This is a genomic window from Fibrobacter sp. UWH1 (assembly GCF_002210365.1).
Lineage (GTDB): Bacteria > Fibrobacterota > Fibrobacteria > Fibrobacterales > Fibrobacteraceae > Fibrobacter.
The window spans coordinates 1-18,311 of record NZ_MWQG01000024.1 but is presented as its reverse complement, the minus strand read 5'-3'; the positions used below and the strand labels follow the sequence as shown (position 1 = coordinate 18,311).

The following is an 18,311-nucleotide window of genomic DNA, read 5'->3' as shown; positions in this document are numbered from 1 at the left end:
CGGCTCTATAAGACATCAAAACAATTCTAAACATTTTTCAATTTCTATTTTTGGACATATGATTGATGTAAAGTTTGATGCAGAAAAAATCCGTAGCGAATTTCCCATGCTCGTGGCAGGTGACAAGGAAGCTAAACCCCTGGCATTCCTGGATAGCACCGCCACCACCCAGAAGCCCGCATGCGTTATCGATGTCATGAACGACTTCTACCGAGAACACTACAGCTCCGTAAAGCGCGGCGTCTACCGTTTGAGCGCACGCACTACCGAGGCCTACGAAGCCACCCGCAAGAACATCGCCAAGTTTATAAACGCCAAGAGCGAAAACGAAATCGTCTTTACCCGCGGCACCACCGAAAGCATCAATCTGGTGGCCTGGAGTTACGGACGCAAGTTCTTTAACGAAAGCGATGAAGTTCTCATTAGCGGATTGGAACATCACGCAAACATCGTCAGCTGGCAAATCGTTGCCGAAATGAAGGGTGCAAAAATCAAGGTCATCCCGGTAAAGGACGATGGAGATTTGGATTTGGGTAAGCTACCGGAACTGCTAACCGAAAAAGTAAAGATGGTGGCCGTAACCCATGTAAGCAATGCCGTGGGCACGGTAAATCCCATCAAGGAAATTATTAAGACCGTCCGCAGCAACGCTCCCCAGGCAAAGATTTTGATTGACTGTGCACAGAGTTCTTCCCACCTAAAGATTGACGTGCAGGAATTGGACTGCGACTTCATCGCTTTTAGCGGACACAAGATGTACGGACCCACAGGAATCGGCGTTCTTTACGGTAAGTACGACGTGTTAGATTCTATGCCACCTTGGCACGGCGGTGGAGAAATGATCAAGAACGTCACCTTCGAAAAGACCACTTACGCAGATGTCCCTGAACGTTTTGAAGCAGGCACTCCCGCCATCGCCGAAGTCCTTGGTTTGGGCAAGGCTGTAGAATGGATTCAGGAAATTGGGCTGGACAATATCCGCGAACATGAAGAAAAGATTGTTGCATACGCTCTTGAGCAATTGGCAACCATCCCGCAGATCAAGGTGCTCGGCAACCCCAAGAATCGCGGAGCTTTAATCAGCGTAACTCTAGACGGAATCGCCGTCAGCGACGCCGCCATGATTCTCGATGAAGAGAACGTCGCTGTGCGCAGCGGCCACCACTGCGCTCAACCGGTCATGGACCGGTTCGGCGTGGATGCCACCCTCCGACTTTCCTTTGGCGTTTACACTCTAGAACGAGACGTAGACAGGTTCATCGCAGGCATCAAGCGAGTGGTGAGGTTGTTCGCCTAAAGCAAGTAATCACAACGACCGGTAACATTTTTTAGCACCTTGTTCAAAAGGTGCTTCTTTATTATATTCGTAACGTATTAGACAATCCTGTTGACTGGGGCGTAAGCATCCCCGAATGGGCACACAAACCTTTTGCAAAAGACGCTGGATAGCTGACCGGAACACGACCGGTTCGAGTTCGCTACCTTGGGTAGCGCAGGTAACGCCAGAGAATACCTCTGCCATCAAACTTAGCAAATCATCCTAAAAGGAAACATTTTTCTACTTGAGCCGTAAAGACGGCTCCTTCCACGCATTCAGACAATGCGGTTTTCTTTGACATGGAATGATTATGGCTTTCTAAGTTAAGCGAACTACATGCGCCTTGAATGTAAATAAAAACTATTGACACATAAATAAAAAATATTTATACTTATGTATGAAGTTGTAATTAAAAAGAAAATTGTAAAGAAAGCGACAACGTTGCCTAAAGAAATCTTTCAAAAATTTAGACAACTCGTCGAAGAAATCAAAGTTCAGGGTCCCGCACGCTCCAACTGGTCAAATTACGGAATCTTGAAAGGAACCAACACCCACCATTGTCACCTATCACTCAAATGGGTTGCATGCTGGGTTGAAACAGAACAAGGAATACAAGTGGAGGTAACATATGTTGGCAGTCGTGAGAGCGCCCCGTATGCCAAAAACTGAGCCAGCATGTTTCTCTATTCAAGGGAACGTGCCTGAATACGTGATGAAATATCTGCGTAGCAAGTTTAACGACGTTCAAGTTTTTGAGCCCGAATCATGCTTTACAGAAAACGATTCTGCAGAAGATGACGAAGAATTAATCCGTTGGGAAGATTCTGGACTTGAAGAAAAATTTCAATCCATGACAACCCCTGGCGAGAGTCTCAAGCTTCTTCGTACCAACTTCAAGATGACCCAGCGTCAGCTTGCCGAAAAAGTGGGCATTGCAGTGCAGGCAATTTCTGCCATGGAGCGAGGCCGCGCACCCATCGGTCGCAAAATGGCTCATAAGCTGGCTGATGCACTAGGAACAAGCTACAAGAACCTGTTCTGGTAAAAACAGAAATCGCACCTATAAAAATTCCCCGGCACTCGTTGTAAGTGTCGGGGATTTTGCAAGACGTTCATCTTAATAGATGAACATCATCTCACGATACTTAGGCAGGGGCCACATTTCGTCGGACACAACCTTTTCGAGAGCATCCACTACCTTACGGGTTTCTGCCATGGCAGCGAGAATATGTTCATGTTCAGCTTCGAGAGCGGATTCAATCTTGGAGATTGCAGCGGTCAAGTCGCGGTAGCCTTCGCCCAAAGACTTTGCGTAAACGTCCACACCAGGGAAGCCCTGATTTAGAGCCATTTCGTTAGTCTTGAGGGCACAGGAGTAAGCCTCCACCACCTTGGGCAAGATAATATTCTTGGCCATGTCGCGGCAGATTTCACCTTCGATGCGAACGCGCTTGTGGTAATCTTCCACGTTCACTTCGTAGCGGGATTCCATTTCCACGCGGTTCATGACGCCGTACTTTTCGAAGAGGGCAATGTTGGCTTCATTCTTCAGAGCCTTCAGCGCTTCCAGAGAAGTGCGGATGTTGGGAAGGCCGCGGCGTTCTGCTTCGGCAATCCATTCGTCGGTATAGCCGTTACCGTTGAAGATGACACGCTTGTGTTCCTTCACGATCTTCTGCAGAATCTTCTGGAGACCGGTGTGGAAATTCTTGTCATCCAACTTTTCCAGCTGTTCGGCAATCATGTCGAAGGCTTCTGCAACGATAGTGTTCAGAACCACGTTAGGTTCGGAGCAGGACTGGCTGGAACCCGGAGCGCGGAATTCAAACTTGTTGCCGGTGAAGGCGAATGTACTGGTACGGTTACGGTCCGTAGCGTCGCGGGGCAACGGCGGCAAGCTGTCGGAACCAAGTTTCATGGCACCGGCCTGCTTACTGGACTTGGGAGCACCCTGTTCCAACTGTTCAATCACGTCCATGAGCTGATCGCCCAAGTACATGGAGACAATGGCCGGAGGAGCTTCGTTAGCACCGAGGCGGTGATCATTACCAGCGCCTGCAGTAGTCATGCGGAGCAAGTCAGCGTGAGAATCCACAGCGTAGATCACTGCGCAAAGAGTGGTCAGGAACACTGCATTTTCGTGAGGGTTGGTACCCGGATTCAGCAGGTTCGCGTTACCGTAAGAAACACTCCAGTTGTTGTGCTTGCCTGAACCGTTCACGCCAGCGAAAGGCTTTTCGTGAAGGAGGCAAACCAAGCCGTTCTTGTCAGCCACATTGCGGAGCACTTCCATAACCTGCATGTTATGGTCGCAAGCCAGGTTCACTTCTTCGAACATGGGAGCAAGTTCAAACTGTGCGGGAGCCACTTCGTTGTGGCGAGTCTTTGCAGGAATACCGAGCTTCCACAGTTCCATTTCCACTTCATTCATGAAGTTCAGAATACGAGCGGGAATAGAACCGAAGTAGTGGTCATCCATCTGCTGATGCTTTGCAGGAACGGCACCGAAGAGGGTGCGGCCAGCCTGGTACAGGTCCGGGCGCTGCAGGTAGAAACGCTTGTCGATGAGGAAGTATTCCTGTTCAGCACCCAGAGTAACGGTGGTCTTCTTCTTGCCAGCCTTGAAGCAGCTCATGAGGCGTTCGGTAGACTTGGAAAGAGCCTGCAGAGAGCGGAGCAGCGGAGTCTTCTTGTCCAGAGCTTCGCCCGTGTAAGAGCAGAATGCAGTAGGAATGCAGAGGGTGGCTCCGTTACCGTGACGCTTGATGAAAGCGGGGCTAGTGGGGTCCCAAGCAGTATAACCGCGGGCTTCAAAAGTAGAACGGATACCGCCGCTGGGGAAAGAGGAAGCGTCCGGTTCGCCCACGATCAGGTTCTTGCCGCTAAAGACCATGATAGCATCGCAGCCACCGAGGCCATCCGGTTCCAGGAAGGAGTCATGCTTTTCGGCAGTGGAGCCAGTGAGAGGCTGGAACCAGTGAGTAAAATGAGTGGCACCGCGATCCATGGCCCACTTCTTCATGGCATGGGCAACTTCGCCGGCGATGTTCGGATCAAGGGGAGCACCCTGTTCGATGGTTGCAAGCAACTTCTTGCAGATATCCTTGGGCAGGTAAACCTTCATGGCGTTGGCGTTGAAAACGTCTTCACCGTAGTAATCCACATTGACGGTTTCGGCAGGCTTCACCGGAGCGGTCTTTGCCTTGGCGATTTCGTCGATGGTATTCTTTCTATAGGTGCTCATAATGTTTTTCCTTGTGTTCGGTTCCGCGTTGCGAAAACCGTTGTGAAGGCAAAATTAGGAACATCATAGACGCATTTCATCTGTTTTTTTTATAAAAAAGCCTTCTTTTCATTACATTTTTGTAAAAAAGGTTAGATTTTTTACGTTTTAGTAAAACATCAAACAAAAATTATGTATATTTACGGCGTCATTTGAGATTTTTTCTCTCCTAGAACATGCTGCACCGAGGGCAGAGTACTCCTAAAAAGTCCCTCGGTGCAGCAATTTTCATAACGGGCCACCCCGAACGGGACCGAAAAGCCAAAAGGACAGCGAGTGGATTTTAACGCGCTAAAGACATCAGCTTTTGTCGAAATAGCGGACGTTCTCAAGACCGTCCGTAAGCGCGATTTGCAACTTGCAGAAGTCCAAAACATCCTTCAAAAGAATTTTAGCGTCGCAGAAAACCTCCACAACGAGGAATGCAATAAAATCCGTGACGTCATAGAAGGTAGATCCGGTGAACTCATTGGAAACACCAGCGAAATGCGCGAAGTTTCCAAGCAGGTCAAGCAAATCGCCCCCACCATCGCCGTCGTCCTCATCCGCGGAAACGCGGGCACCGGCAAGGAATACGTGGCGCGAGCCATCCATCAGACCTCCGACCGAAAGGACGGCCCCTTCGTCACCCTGAATTGCGATTCCCTGAACGATTCCATCGCCAACAACTTCGAAACGGAACTTTTCGGCTACGAACGAGGAGCCTTCACAGGCGCCACCAACCGTCATTTGGGAAAGGCAGAACTTGCCGCCCGCGGCACCCTATTCCTGGACGAAGTCGGCAACCTCTCCCCCACCGCCCAAAAGAAATTACTCCAGTTCATCCAAGGGCAAAGCTTCAGCCGCCTCGGCAGCAACATCGTCCAGCACACCGACGTCCGCATCATGGCCAGTACCGGGAAAAATTTGGAAGCCATGATGCAGCAAGGGCTGTTCCGGGAAGACCTCTATTACCGTTTAAACATCTTTCAGATTAACCTGCCCGACTTAACCCAAAGAAAAACGGACATTCTTCTTTTGGCGGACCATTTCATCGCCAAGATGAACTTGAAATACGGTAAGAAAATCCTTCGTCTGAGCTCCCCCGCCATCGACATGCTCCTGAGCTACCACTGGCCGGGCAACGTCCGCGAACTGGAAAACTGTATTGAACACGCCTGCCTCGTCACCACTGACGTGGCAATCAACGCCTACGACTTGCCACCAACACTACAAACAGACGTCACTAGCGGTTCAGCCCTTTTACCCGAAGGAACCGCCTCGCTAGAAACGCTTTTGGATTCCTACGAAAAAGAAATCATAACCGAGGCCCTCCGACGCAACAAGGGCAACATGAGCGCCGCCGGCAGAGATCTAGACATCAGCCCCCGCGTCATGCACTACAAGATAAACCGTCTTGGAATCGAAATAGACAAAGGCTAGACCTAGCGATAGAACGTTTTTATAACTTTACACTATTACATCAATTATCTAAATTAGCGGCGTAAACATAGTTTTTGTGCCCTGAAAAGCCTTAGAGAGAACTCCGGTGAAAATCCGGGACGGTCCCGCCGCTGTATGGGAGTACGAAACCGGCATAATTTCAAAACCAGTGGAAGGTAGCCAATCCCTCTGCGAAGGAGCCGGAAGTAGGACGATCCCCGAGTCAGAAGAACTGCAAAAACGGAAAACTTGTAGAGGATCGATGCGAGAGACATCCAACCCAACAACCGCAATAGATGCGGTTCGTTTTTGCGTTATGCAGAAAACACGCCAAACGCTTTTTGCGTTTACGTTTTTTGCGTTTGCCTTGGGTGTAATCACTAGCATCACAAACGCAGCCGAAATACAGGATTTAGGGGTCTCCGAAATTGTCGAACCTCCCCCAACACCCGCCGATGTAGCCCCCAGTTACGAAGAAATCAAGCCCGACTCCTGGGAAGGCCGCGGACTTTCCGCAGCGGAAGTCCTTTCTGCACTCCCCGGCATTCAAAGTTACAAGCAAGGCGGTATGGGCAGCTTCCAGACCGTAAGTATCCGTGGCGTGGCGGCAAGAAACGTTTTGATTTGCATTGATGGAGTTCCCGTCAACGACGCAGGTGGCGGAGCAGCCGATTTAGGCGTCATCGACTTAAACAACATCGAAAAAATCGAAGTCTACAAGGACCGCGTTCCCGCAAAGTTCGGCGGAGCAGGTCTCGGCGGAGCAATCAATTTCGTTACAAAATCAGCCATCCGCAAAAACGGAAGCAAAGGCACCACAGGGCGCATTCTCGCAACCATCGGTTCCCACAATTCTTTCGAAGGTTCTGCACAAGTTTCCGCAAGTCCCAAGGACAGCATTCAATTTTCCGCGACACTTTCCGCACGGCACAGCGACAACGATTACGAATTTCTGAATCGAAACGGAACCGCCTACAACGCGGATGACGATTTTACCGACAAACGGGAGAACGCCGAGTTCACGGAATACTCCGGAAACCTGCAATACCGCATACTTCACAAGGGTGACTTCTTTTCTACGATTTCGGCCAGCGTCACCCATACCGAGGCAGGCAACCCGGGACACGAAAGTTCCCAGACCAAGGTGGCCGAGTTCGTAGGCGACAACGCGCAGGTTTCCTACCGTTTAGAGGCACCCATTTTGTGGCAGAGTCTCTTGCTAGAAACTGGCGTTTCTGGGAAATTTGAAAAAAATGTTTCTGCATCCTATTACCCCCTGGATTACATCGGCTACAGTTACCCCGATTTTATCCACTACGGTTTAGCAGGATACCGACTGATTCCTGAACTCACCGGCACGCTGATTCTCGACCGTTTCGAGAGTTCCGTACGGATCGGCGCATCCGCTGAAAAATGGGAAGCTCGCGGAACTATCAAGGATTTTGGAATTGCACGTTATACAGGCTCCATCGCCGCCAACGGAGAATTCGCCCTTACGAAATGGCTAAGCCTCTTTGCAGAGGGAAACATTCTCAAGACCAATGACGAAATTGATGGCGGAAAGTTCCTTATGCCTACAGGCACGGCAATTATCAGCGATGCGGAAGATCGAGACCTTAGTTTCGCAGGAATGGTCCAGGCAAAGTTCGGCAAGAAGGACGGTTGGTTTGGCGGAAACATCAGCATCGGTCGTTATTATAGACAACCTCAGCTGATGGAACTTTACGGTGTGTACCAGGGAGTGCTTTCCAATCCCAAGTTGAAAGACGAAACCGCTGTTCGTTTTGAAGTAGGCGGATTTGTACAAAGTCCTTCCAAAAAAAGCACCCTACGCGCCACTTACTTTGACACTCAATTGGAAAATGGAATTTTCTGGACCGTCAGCACAAACACAATGAAGGCTTTCAATGTAGATGACGCCAGTATTCAAGGCATCGAGCTGGAATTAAACAGCAGGCCCGCCAACTTCTTCGAGACCACAATCCGCGGCACAATCCAGGATCCAAGGGACGAAAGCAAGGTAAGAATGTACAACAGCAAGATTTTGCCAAGCGAACCCGTACACAGCTACTATGTTGAAGGAAAGTTCTATTTGCCACTGCACTTCGACTTGGCTTTTGACGTAAACTATAGAACTCGGATTTACACGGACAGGTTAAACAAAATAAGGCAGCCCCCCGTCGCCAGGTATAACGCAGCACTGGGCTTCGCCCCCTGGGAAACCACCCGTTTGATTTTAGGCATTACAAATATTTCAGACGAAACCTACACAAACATTTTTGCCCCGAACCCCACTCCGGGTAGGGAATGGCATTTCACTCTTTTACAAAAATTCTAACCTCCAAAACATTTCCCGTTCAAACCGGGAATGTCAACCCCCAAAAAAGGAAACGACATGAATCGCAAGATACTCACCCTCCTTACAGCAGCAAGCTTCGCCCTATTCTTCGGCGCCTGCGGCGACGACAACAGCGCATCCAGCAACGGTCCGGAAATTTCCTGCCTTGACAACGAGGACTGCCTAGACGAAGACCTTTCCAGTGCCGACGACGAGCCCACCTCTTCTAGCAGCAAGAAGGGCGACGCCAAGTCTTCCAGCAGCGTAAAGGATAGCAAGGACGAAAATAAGTCCAGTTCCTCCGTCAAGAAAGATAATGATGAAGGCAAGTCCAGTTCTTCTGAAACAAAGGACGACAAATCTTCCGATAGCAAGAGTGAATCCTCCAACAGCAAGGGCGATTCTTCTTCAAGCGAAACTCAGGAATCCAGTTCTTCCGAAGCTTCCGAATCTTCCTCCAGCGAAGAAGTAAAGCCTGTTGAATACGCAAACACCACCCCGAACCTGGCCGACCTTGAAGTTTCCGGCGACACTCTGTTCGCTGTGTTCCAGCGCCAGAACGCCGACTACAGCATTACTCACAATGGTCTGCTTGCCATGTATAAGTTGAGCGACGGCACTCTCCTGGACACCATCCAGCTTGCCACCAAAAATCCTTCCGCTGTGAAGGTTGCAGGTGGCAATGTCTATGTGGCAACCGCAGGTGCTTATGGTGCAGGCTACAGCCTCCCCGCCGACAACAACCGCGGCATCGAAAAGGTTGACCTTTCCAAGAAGACCTCCAGCCTCTTCATTGCAGGAACAAAGTTGGGCGGTGGCGTCAACGATTTCGTTGTAGATGCCAAGAACAGCAAGGGCTATACCTTGATTTATAATGCCTACGGAGTCACCCCGAAAATTGTGGAAATCAACCTTTCTGCAGGTTCTGTCATCAAGACCATCGGCGAAAGCGAGCTGAAGGATCCTGAAGGCAGTCTGGAATTTGACGCCACCAAGGGTATCCTCTACATCGGCGAACGTTTCCTGGACTGGGACACCTTCGAAATGCACAACAACGTCTATGCCTACGACGGAACCACTCTGGAATACATTTCCGATCTCGATCCCGAACTTGAAGAATATCGTCAGCCCTACAGCATCAAGGCAATCAACGGCGTTCCCTATGTATTCGTTTCTGACTACAACACCGGAGCACTTTATGTTGATTACGCAGACTCCGAATCCGAAGGTACCGACTTCTACCAGGATTCCAGGCTGGCCGCAGTAAACGGCGAGCTCTTCCTGATGGAACGTGGCGATGCAGCTACCATCGCAAAGATCAACACCGCAGACGGTTCCGCTACATGGCAGTCCATCGCCTCCGGCAAGAATCCCTACGACATGGTCGCCGCAAGTGCCTCCACCGCATGGGTCGCCTACTACGGCTCTCCCGTTTTGGAACTGATCAGCACCTCCAACGGTTCTTCCGTGAAGCTGATCGACACCAAGGAATTCTGCGCCGTCAAGGTTGCAGACTAATTGCATAGACCCAGGTAAAACTGGTTAGGAGACAAGGAGGCCCTTCGAAAAAATCGAAGGGTTTCTTTTTACTCAGAACGAACCGCCCTGCATTATTCTCAAAAATATACTTTGTAAGTTAAATATCATCTTTTTGTAGCAAAAACAATGATGTTTGACCGATTTTTCGGATCCATTTAAGAATTTCGACTTTGACGATTTCCACCAAAAAGGTACATTTGGCCCAAATAACATTAAACTAACCACTTGGCGGTTTGAACCCGCTAAAGAAATATCATTATGAGTCTAAAAATCGTTGTACTTGCTAAGCAAGTTCCTGACACACGAAACGTGGGTCCCGACGCCATGACGGAACAGGGTACCATCAATCGTGCTGCCTTGCCTGCAGTCTTCAATCCTGAAGACCTGAATGCATTGGAACAGGCCCTCCGTCTGAAGGACCAGTTCCCCGGCTCCACCATTTCCGTTGTGACCATGGGTCTTCCCAAGTCTGCAGAAGTCGTTCGCGAATCTCTCTATCGCGGCGCTGACGAAGGCTTCGTCGTTACCGACCGTACCCTCGGCGGTGCAGACACCCTGGCTACCAGCTACACCCTGGCTCAGGCCATCAAGAAGGTTGGCAACTACGACATTATCCTCTGCGGCCGTCAGGCTATCGATGGCGATACCGCACAGGTCGGTCCCCAGATCGCCCAGAAGCTGGGTCTCACCCAGGTGACTTACGCCGAAGAAATTCTTTCTCTCGACGAAAGCGCTCGCAAGGTTGTTATCCGCCGTCTTATCGACGGTGGTGTCGAAACTGTGGAAGCACCGCTCCCGCTGGTCGTGACCGTTAACGGTTCCGCTGCTCCTTGCCGCCCCCGCAACGCAAAGCGCGTCATGAAGTACAAGAACGCAACCGCAGTTGCCGAACGTGCTCCCGAAGCCGCAGAAAAGTATGCAGCCCTTATCGCAGAAAAGCCCTACCTGGACATCGCCCAGTGGGGTGCAGCCGACATCGAGGCAGATCCTGCCCAGATCGGTAAGGCCGGTTCTCCGACCAACGTGAAGGCTGTGAAGAACATTGTGTTCAAGGCCAAGGAAAGCCGCACCCTCACCGCTAGCGATGAAGATGTGGAAGGCCTGATCAAGGAACTCTTAGAAGGAAAGATTATCGGTTAACCTATGAATAACGTATTTGTATATTGCGAAATTGAAGGGACTACCGTTAAGGACGTTTCCCTCGAACTGCTCTCCAAGGGCCGTAAGCTGGCCGACACCCTGGGTGTCCAGTTGGAATGCATTTGTGCCGCCTCTGGTATCGACGGCATCGAAAAGCAGGTTTTCCCCTACGGTGTCGATAAGGTTCACGTCTTCGACGCTGAAGGCCTGTTCCCCTACACCACCAATCCCCATGCATCTCTCGTGATCAACCTGTTCAAGGAAGAACAGCCCCAGATCTGCCTCATGGGTGCAACCGTGATTGGTCGTGACCTTGGCCCCCGCATTTCTGCCGCCACTCACAGTGGTCTGACCGCAGACTGTACCGAACTCGAAATCGACAGCTTCGAAATGAGCATCGGCGGTGTCAAGAAGTTCTACGAAAATCAGCTTTGCCAGATTCGCCCGGCTTTCGGCGGTAACATCGTTGCTACCATCGTGAACCCGGAACACCGCCCGCAGATGGCTACCGTCCGCGAAGGCGTGATGAAGAAGGAAATCAAGGATCCGAACTACAAGGGCGAAGTCGTAAAGCACGACGTTGCCAAGTACGTTCCCGAAGCTGAATACGTGGTGAAGGTTCTGGAACGCCACGTTGAAGCCGCCAAGAACAACCTGAAGAGCGCTCCCATCGTGGTCGCCGGTGGTTACGGCATGGGCTCCAAGGAAAACTTCGACATGCTGTTCGAACTGGCCAAGGAACTCCACGGCGAAGTTGGTGCAAGCCGCGCTGCTATCGACGCAGGTTTCGTTGCCGACCATGACCGTCAGATCGGTCAGACCGGTCTCACCGTTCGCCCCAAGGTTTACATTGCTTGCGGTATTTCCGGCCAGATCCAGCACATCGCTGGTATGCAGGATTCCGGCATTATCATTTCCGTGAACAATGACCCGGATGCTCCGATCAATGCAATTGCAGACTACGTCATCAACGGCAACGTTGAAGAAGTGGTTCCCAAGTTAATCAAGTACTACAAGGCAAACAACAAGTAAGCGCTATGGCAAATTTCTATACAGATCATCCAGAGATTAAGTTCAATCTCGAAAGCAGCCCCTTGATGAACCGCATTGTGGAACTCAGGGAAAATGGCTTTGCTAATGAAGAAAAGTCCGATTACGCTCCGGCCGACTACGCCGACGCAATCGACAACTACAACAAGGTTTGCGAACTGGCTGGCGACATCGTTTCCAACGTGATCGCACCCAACGCAGAAGCAGTTGATGCAGAAGGTCCTCATTGCGAAAACGGTCGCGTCCGTTACGCAAGCAAGACTTACGAAAACCTGGAAGCAACCGTGAAGGCTGGCCTTTGCGGCGTTACCATGCCCCGTCGTTTCGGTGGCCTGAACTTCCCCGTCACTGCTTACACCGCCATTAACGAAATGATCGCTGCCGGCGACGCAGGTTTCGAAAACATCTGGTCCCTCCAGGACTGTATCGAAACTTTGTACGAATTCGGCGATGAAGATCAGCGTTCCCGTTTCGTGCCCCGCATCTGCGCCGGCGAAACCATGTCCATGGACTTGACCGAACCCGATGCCGGTTCCGACCTGCAGCGCGTGATGCTGAAGGCAACCTACAGCGAAGCAGACAAGTGCTGGTACCTGAACGGCGTGAAGCGCTTCATCACCAACGGCGACTCCGACATTCACCTGGTTCTCGCCCGTTCCGAAGAAGGCACCAAGGATGGCCGCGGCCTTTCCATGTTCATCTACGACAAGCGCGACGGTGGTGTCGATGTTCGTCGTATCGAAAACAAGATGGGTATCCACGGTTCTCCGACCTGCGAACTGGTTTACAAGAACGCCAAGGCAGAACTCTGCGGCCGTCGCAAGTTCGGTCTCATCAAGTACGTGATGGCCCTCATGAATGGCGCACGTCTCGGTATCGCAGCACAGGCAGTGGGTATCAGCCAGGCTTCCTACGACGAAGCTCTCGCCTACGCCAAGGACCGTAAGCAGTTCAACCAGGCTATTATCAACTTCCCCGGCGTCTACGAAATGCTTTCCAACATGAAGGCTCGCCTGGACGCTGGTCGCGCCCTCCTTTACCAGACAGCTCGCTACGTCGACATCTACAAGTCTCTTGAAGATATCGAACGCACCCGCAAGCTCACCGATGAAGAAAAGGCTGAACTGAAGCTGTACAACAAGTTGGCATCTGCCGGCACTCCGCTCACCAAGGGCATGAACGCCGAATACTCCAACATCAACAGCTACGACAGCATCCAGGTTCACGGCGGTTCCGGCTACATGCTGGAATACGCTTGCCAGCGCCTCTACCGCGACGCTCGTATTACCTCCATCTACGAAGGTACTACCCAGCTCCAGGTTGTTGCCGCCCTTCCGCACATCACCACCGGCACCTACACTTCCATGCTCGACGAACTGGAAGCAGCCGCTGTTGCACCGGAATTCGAAAGCCTCAAGGCCCGCGCAAAGGCTATGGACGACAAGTTCAAGGCAGCCATCGACTACGTCAAGGCCGCTGAAAACAACGAGTTCCTGGACCTCTGCAGCCGCCGCCTGTACGAAATGGCCGGTAACTGCGTCATGGCACAGCTCCTCATCCGCGACGCTTCTGCAAACGCAGAACTGTTCGGCAAGAGCGCCAAGGTTTACCTGAACCTTGCTGAAGCAGAAGTGATGAAGCACTCCAACTTCATCATGAACCTGACTGCAGAACAGATCGCTGATTACAAGGCTTAATTGATAACTAAGGCGAGTGAAGCGACTAAATTTATTTAGTCATTTCCGAGCCGGTTATCAAAGCAACGAAGTTGCTTATCGCCGACAGGCTCCGCGCAGTTAATGGATGTCATCCCGGCCTTGAGCCGGGATCTCCCTTAAAACTTAAAAGACCTCGACTCACAGGAGTCGGGGTCTTTTTTATCGTCATTAAATAATGTATATTCTTTTTGAATATTCATGGAGATTCTTATGGATACCACCCTAAACCCGACACAGCTGCATCTTTTGAAGATGTTTTCCTTCGCCAAGGATTCCAAGTCCCTGGAAGAGATTCGCGTTGCCTTGACGGATGTTTTCGCCAAGCGTGTAGAAAATGATATGGACGCACTGTGGGAATCCGGCGAGTGGGACGACAAGAAAAACGAATCCATTTTGAACGAACATCTTCGAACCCCCTACAAGAATGTATGAGAATCGTTCTTGATACAAACTGTCTTTTAGCATCCCTTTCCAAAAGGGGTGCCTATTTCAATGTTTGGCGGGGACTACAAGAAGGAAAATACACTCTTTGCGTGTCAAACGAAGTACTTGAAGAATACGAAGAAATCATCGCGCAAAAAACAAATTCCACAATAGCTTCCAACGTAATTCAAACTCTACTGAACGCTCCATCTGTCGAACTTATTGACACTTTTTTCAGATTCAATCTAATCAAAGACGATCCAGACGACAACAAGTTCGTTGATTGCGCAATCGCCGGAAACGCCACATTCATTGTTTCCAACGACACTCATTTCAACATCCTCCGAGAAATAGATTTTCCGAAGTTAATTTTGAAGAGCCTGCAAGAGTTCTCCGCAATGCTTCAAAATCCTGAATTATAATTCCGACCTTTTCTACCAATCTCGCGAATACCTGGCGGAATGCTATAAAGCAGGCGAGATACTGGCTGCATAACGGAAGTAAAAGACCTCGACTCATAGGAGTCGGGGTCTTTTTTCGTTCAATTTTTACGCATTTAGTTTTTGCCTATGTTTAGGGAACGTTTCACATTATCCAGGTGTTCCTGAACAACTGCAAGTTCCTTTTGTACATCCATAGTATTGTTTTCATTTTTCGCTTCATATGATTCGCTGACAAAATTCACAACAATGCCAACAACAATATTGAGCATAATAAGCGCCGATATCACAATGAAACTAATCAAGTAAATCCATGCATAAGGATGGACAACCATCAACCCACGTAAGAGATCTCCCCAACCTTCAAAAGTTGTGGTAATTATCAAGGTCAACATTGCAGTTCCTATATCAGCAAACGGTTGGATATCATCATAGATAACATCCGCATAAAGATTCACTCCTATTACAGAGTATATGTACAAGGTTACCAGCATTAACAATCCTGCATATCCTAGACTCGGAATGCTCTTGAATATTGCGTTTACGATAACCTGCATTGTTTTTACCGAGCTAACCAATCTCATTGCCCGAAATTGTTTCAGCAAACGAACAACACGAAGACTTGAGACACACCCCGTAACAGGAATAAACGATATTGCGACAACTAAAACATCAAACCAGTTCCACACAGATACGAAAAAACGACTTCGTCCAGCTATGATTCTTATAATGATTTCTAAGGCAAAGACTCCCAAGCAAAAGGAATCTATGATATCAAGAATTTTTCCACAAGAATCCATTACCGTAGGAATCGTTTCTAAACCTAGGACAATGGCGTTAACCGTAATGAAGAACATTACGATTAACTGGAACCATTTGCTTTCAACTATATGATTCATACGGAAGATTCTGTTGCAAGATTTTCAGATTTTAATTCTTTGACTCGAGGTCCAGCAAAGCTTATTTCCGCTTCCGCACGAACTCGATCTTTGTGAACAAAAATTTCCTTGGGATCAACTAGAGCAATTGTATCACCTTGCGCCCCGTCAGCCTTAGGAAATGCAATACCTTCAAAACGATACTTGTTGTCGATAATTTTTCCAATGATCCAAAGAATCGGCTGACCAGATTTAGGCCCGTTAAAATGAACTTTTGCAAGAAGACCACTATTGAAATCGCTCAAATTGATAATTGATGTATCATATTTATCAGCAAGAAGACCAAGAACAATAGAATATACCATAAGTTCTTCGGATTCAATATCATTCTTATAACGAGCTGCCTCTGCTTCCGCTTCTGCTTTATACTTGGCCTTTTCCTTTTCCACAATATTCATCATGGCGGCCTGAAAATAATTCTCGTAGCTATCAAGTTTATTTTGATTGACGACATTAACGCCAGGCTCAACTTTACGGATGATATGTTTCTTCTCATCTTCGGAAAGATATTTACGTTCTTCCATAATTGCCGCTTCAATTTTCGCCATAAGATTTTGTTCTTCAGCTTTTTTCTTACCCTCTTCGTAGGCAGAGCGAATCTTCGCTAAATCAGCGCCAGGCTTCTTAAAAAGATCCAGAAGATACTTTTTATCCTCATCCGAAATCTTTTCAAAATCTATCGTTTTAAACGGAGATTTCTCCATGACATGACTAGCAGCATCTGCGATAAAGAAGGACCATTTACGTCCGTTTGTCAAAATTCCAACTTCGACAAGCATGTTCTGCACATAGGAAGCCAGTTCATCAATATGCTTTTGATTTTCAACATCTTCCGAAAGACGTTTCGCCTCAATAATGCACTTGTAATTCGCTGTTTGAATAAGATAATCACAACGACTATGATTTACCTTAGCTCCAATTTGAGGCAATTCTACTTCAACCTTATAGCAATCAACACCAGCACCATATTCATACCCCCACACTCGTTCCACCATGTTTCGGATGATGTAATTTTTTACAGCCTCCTCATTATTAAGTTCGTTCGTTAGGGTGAGAGACTTATACTTCTCAACAAGAGCGTTAAGATTTTTCATTTTTACTCCTTCTGATATTATTCTGTTATAAATTCATTCCAAGTCTGTTCACTTGTAATAAAGATCGGGGCACCTTTCTTTTTAAGACCTACGGCCTTTTCAATTTTACGTCCCGATGATTCATGGATCCAATCTCGACTGACCATTGTTCCAATCACTACATAATCCGTAGAATTGGTAACACTACCTTGTGGGATAGCTCCAAGGCTAGCGGCCTTTGACTCAACTTGCTTACGACTTCCGGAAATAAACTTTCCCGTAAAACAAATATTTTTACCATTTAAGCTTCCCGATATGGGATCATTAAATAGAGACGTTGCACCACCAATAGCATCACCGTCTTCTGTAAAGTGGGTTCCAACAATGTCAGAGACAAGGGTATTCAATTCCTTAAGTTCCGCATCATCCACAACCTGATCCCTTAGAATCATATTGATTCTATCATACACAATATTGAATGGGAACGTTTTTTGAAGTTTCAAAGGTGCATTAAACACATACTGTTTAAGTCTTTCAAATTCAGCTTTGTTTATTATACCATCAGCTGAAATTCCTTTCAAAAAACCCACAAACTGATTTACCTCAACATCACTTTCAAAGACGTTTTCCGAAAATTCGAGACAATCATCTAGAAGACATTTTAAATCTTCACGTTCCTCACTTGTAATCACACCATCTTCCAAAGCAGCCTTTACGGCATCATAAATATCAAGGATATCTCCTTTCATTTCGCTTTGCTGTTCAAGCCAGACCTGAAGGAATAATATTTCTGTGTCATTTAATTGCTGGTCCGCCGTAATTCCATTCAATACGCCGTAAAGAGTTGCTGCAGCTTTATTTCTGTTGCGCACTCTATTAAAATTGCCATTCAACGGCTGACCATCAACGTCAAGTTCTGTATTCTTTTCAATGCCTTCCATAAATCATTTCCCATATGGTTTTAGGGTAAGATTCTTTTGCAAAAAGACTAAAGAACTTCAACTTGCACATTTTACCAAACAAAAAAAGCGTGGGTGCGTAAGTGCAATCTCACCTGAGGCTCGGCAAAGCCTACCACGAAATAAACACAAACGACCCACGCCCATTTCTGGACGTGAGCGTCTGCTACTCATTCTATCGTGATGTGAAATTTTGCCGATTTCAGGTGATGAACAAGAGCAAAGCTCTATATGTCAAAAATGCATCAAATCCTTATAAAAACCTCTTATGCTTATACATTCACAATATAATTCATTTAATTGTCATTAAAGTGACAGTAACTCGTTTTTATTTGCATATAGACGAACAAGTGAAAGAAGCAGGGCATTGCGGGGCGGCGACTGAGCCCCGCAGAGGGGGTAGCGGAAGACCCGGCCGGGTGGGTTTCGAAACTTTATTCCCGAAGGGAATGATTATAAGGGTGGGGCCGGGGCTGGAGCGACCTTTGGACACTTGGCCTTTAGGCCTTAGTGTACATGGCCACCTTTAGGTGGTGCGGGACTCTTCCCCCCTCCTATAAATAAAGCTGTCCGCCCGAAGGTGTATATCGCCTGCGGTATTTCCGGCCAGATCCAGCACATCGCTGGTATGCAGGATTCCGGCATTATCATTTCCGTGAACAATGACCCG

14 protein-coding genes, 1 pseudogene and 1 riboswitch are annotated in these 18,311 nt (G+C 48.4%); of the genes and pseudogenes, 11 read left to right on the top strand and 4 right to left on the bottom strand.

Translation table 11 applies throughout. The features are described 5' to 3' along the window. The first annotated feature begins 58 nt into the window (after positions 1 to 58). Both B7992_RS11200 and B7992_RS11190 read left to right on the top strand, forming a co-directional pair. Positions 59 to 1,297, top strand: coding sequence for an aminotransferase class V-fold PLP-dependent enzyme (locus B7992_RS11200; protein ID WP_088666298.1), 1,239 nt, complete (start codon positions 59 to 61; stop codon positions 1,295 to 1,297). A 733-nt stretch (positions 1,298 to 2,030) separates the two neighbouring features. Beyond that, the gene (locus tag B7992_RS11190) at positions 2,031 to 2,363 is read left to right on the top strand and encodes a helix-turn-helix transcriptional regulator (protein ID WP_083541920.1); all 333 of its coding nucleotides are present in this window, start codon (positions 2,031 to 2,033) and stop codon (positions 2,361 to 2,363) included. Between the two features lie 72 nt (positions 2,364 to 2,435). Here the strand turns inward: B7992_RS11190 and B7992_RS11185 are convergent, their stop codons facing one another. Next, positions 2,436 to 4,562, bottom strand: coding sequence for a glutamine synthetase III (locus tag B7992_RS11185; protein WP_088666297.1), 2,127 nt, complete (start codon positions 4,560 to 4,562; stop codon positions 2,436 to 2,438). A gap of 315 nt (positions 4,563 to 4,877) precedes the next feature. On the opposite strand from B7992_RS11185, the gene B7992_RS11180 reads away from it, so the two are divergent. The 8 genes from B7992_RS11180 (at position 4,878) to B7992_RS11145 (ending at position 14,653) form a co-directional block, all read left to right on the top strand. After that, positions 4,878 to 6,023, top strand: a complete 1,146-nt coding sequence (locus tag B7992_RS11180; RefSeq protein WP_073157666.1) for a sigma-54-dependent Fis family transcriptional regulator — start codon at positions 4,878 to 4,880, stop codon at positions 6,021 to 6,023. Between the two features lie 57 nt (positions 6,024 to 6,080). After that, positions 6,081 to 6,278, top strand: a riboswitch (cobalamin riboswitch). Between the two features lie 112 nt (positions 6,279 to 6,390). Then, the gene (locus tag B7992_RS11175) at positions 6,391 to 8,361 is read left to right on the top strand and encodes a TonB-dependent receptor (protein ID WP_176421928.1); all 1,971 of its coding nucleotides are present in this window, start codon (positions 6,391 to 6,393) and stop codon (positions 8,359 to 8,361) included. A 57-nt stretch (positions 8,362 to 8,418) separates the two neighbouring features. Further along, on the top strand, positions 8,419 to 9,879 hold the full coding sequence (locus tag B7992_RS11170; protein WP_088666295.1) for a hypothetical protein: 1,461 nt from the start codon (positions 8,419 to 8,421) through the stop codon (positions 9,877 to 9,879). 279 nt (positions 9,880 to 10,158) lie between these two features. Further along, entirely contained in the window at positions 10,159 to 11,040 is an 882-nt protein-coding gene (locus B7992_RS11165) for an electron transfer flavoprotein subunit beta/FixA family protein (protein ID WP_088666294.1), read from the top strand. A gap of 3 nt (positions 11,041 to 11,043) precedes the next feature. After that, complete coding sequence (locus tag B7992_RS11160; RefSeq protein ID WP_073157676.1) at positions 11,044 to 12,072, top strand: electron transfer flavoprotein subunit alpha/FixB family protein; 1,029 nt, start codon at positions 11,044 to 11,046, stop codon at positions 12,070 to 12,072. A gap of 5 nt (positions 12,073 to 12,077) precedes the next feature. Further along, positions 12,078 to 13,787, top strand: a complete 1,710-nt coding sequence (locus B7992_RS11155) for an acyl-CoA dehydrogenase family protein (protein ID WP_088666293.1) — start codon at positions 12,078 to 12,080, stop codon at positions 13,785 to 13,787. A 231-nt stretch (positions 13,788 to 14,018) separates the two neighbouring features. Continuing rightward, entirely contained in the window at positions 14,019 to 14,240 is a 222-nt protein-coding gene (locus B7992_RS11150) for a hypothetical protein (protein WP_073238670.1), read from the top strand. Next, entirely contained in the window at positions 14,237 to 14,653 is a 417-nt protein-coding gene (locus B7992_RS11145) for a putative toxin-antitoxin system toxin component, PIN family (RefSeq protein WP_073157685.1), read from the top strand. Before B7992_RS11150 ends, B7992_RS11145 begins: the two co-directional genes overlap by 4 nt. 134 nt (positions 14,654 to 14,787) lie before the next feature. Here the strand turns inward: B7992_RS11145 and B7992_RS11140 are convergent, their stop codons facing one another. From B7992_RS11140 to B7992_RS11130, 3 genes are read right to left on the bottom strand one after another with little or no spacing between them, the layout of a single operon-like run. Further along, positions 14,788 to 15,570 (bottom strand): ion transporter, encoded by a 783-nt coding sequence (locus B7992_RS11140; protein WP_073157687.1) that lies wholly within the window; start codon positions 15,568 to 15,570, stop codon positions 14,788 to 14,790. After that, positions 15,567 to 16,703, bottom strand: coding sequence for a type I restriction enzyme HsdR N-terminal domain-containing protein (locus B7992_RS11135; protein WP_073157690.1), 1,137 nt, complete (start codon positions 16,701 to 16,703; stop codon positions 15,567 to 15,569). The genes B7992_RS11140 and B7992_RS11135 overlap by 4 nt, the downstream gene beginning before the upstream one ends. Before the next feature lie 17 nt (positions 16,704 to 16,720). Next, positions 16,721 to 17,623, bottom strand: coding sequence for a BRCT domain-containing protein (locus B7992_RS11130; protein ID WP_073238626.1), 903 nt, complete (start codon positions 17,621 to 17,623; stop codon positions 16,721 to 16,723). A gap of 586 nt (positions 17,624 to 18,209) precedes the next feature. On the opposite strand from B7992_RS11130, the pseudogene B7992_RS17420 reads away from it, so the two are divergent. Beyond that, positions 18,210 to 18,311 (top strand): annotated as a pseudogene (locus B7992_RS17420) (FAD-binding protein); the annotation flags it as partial.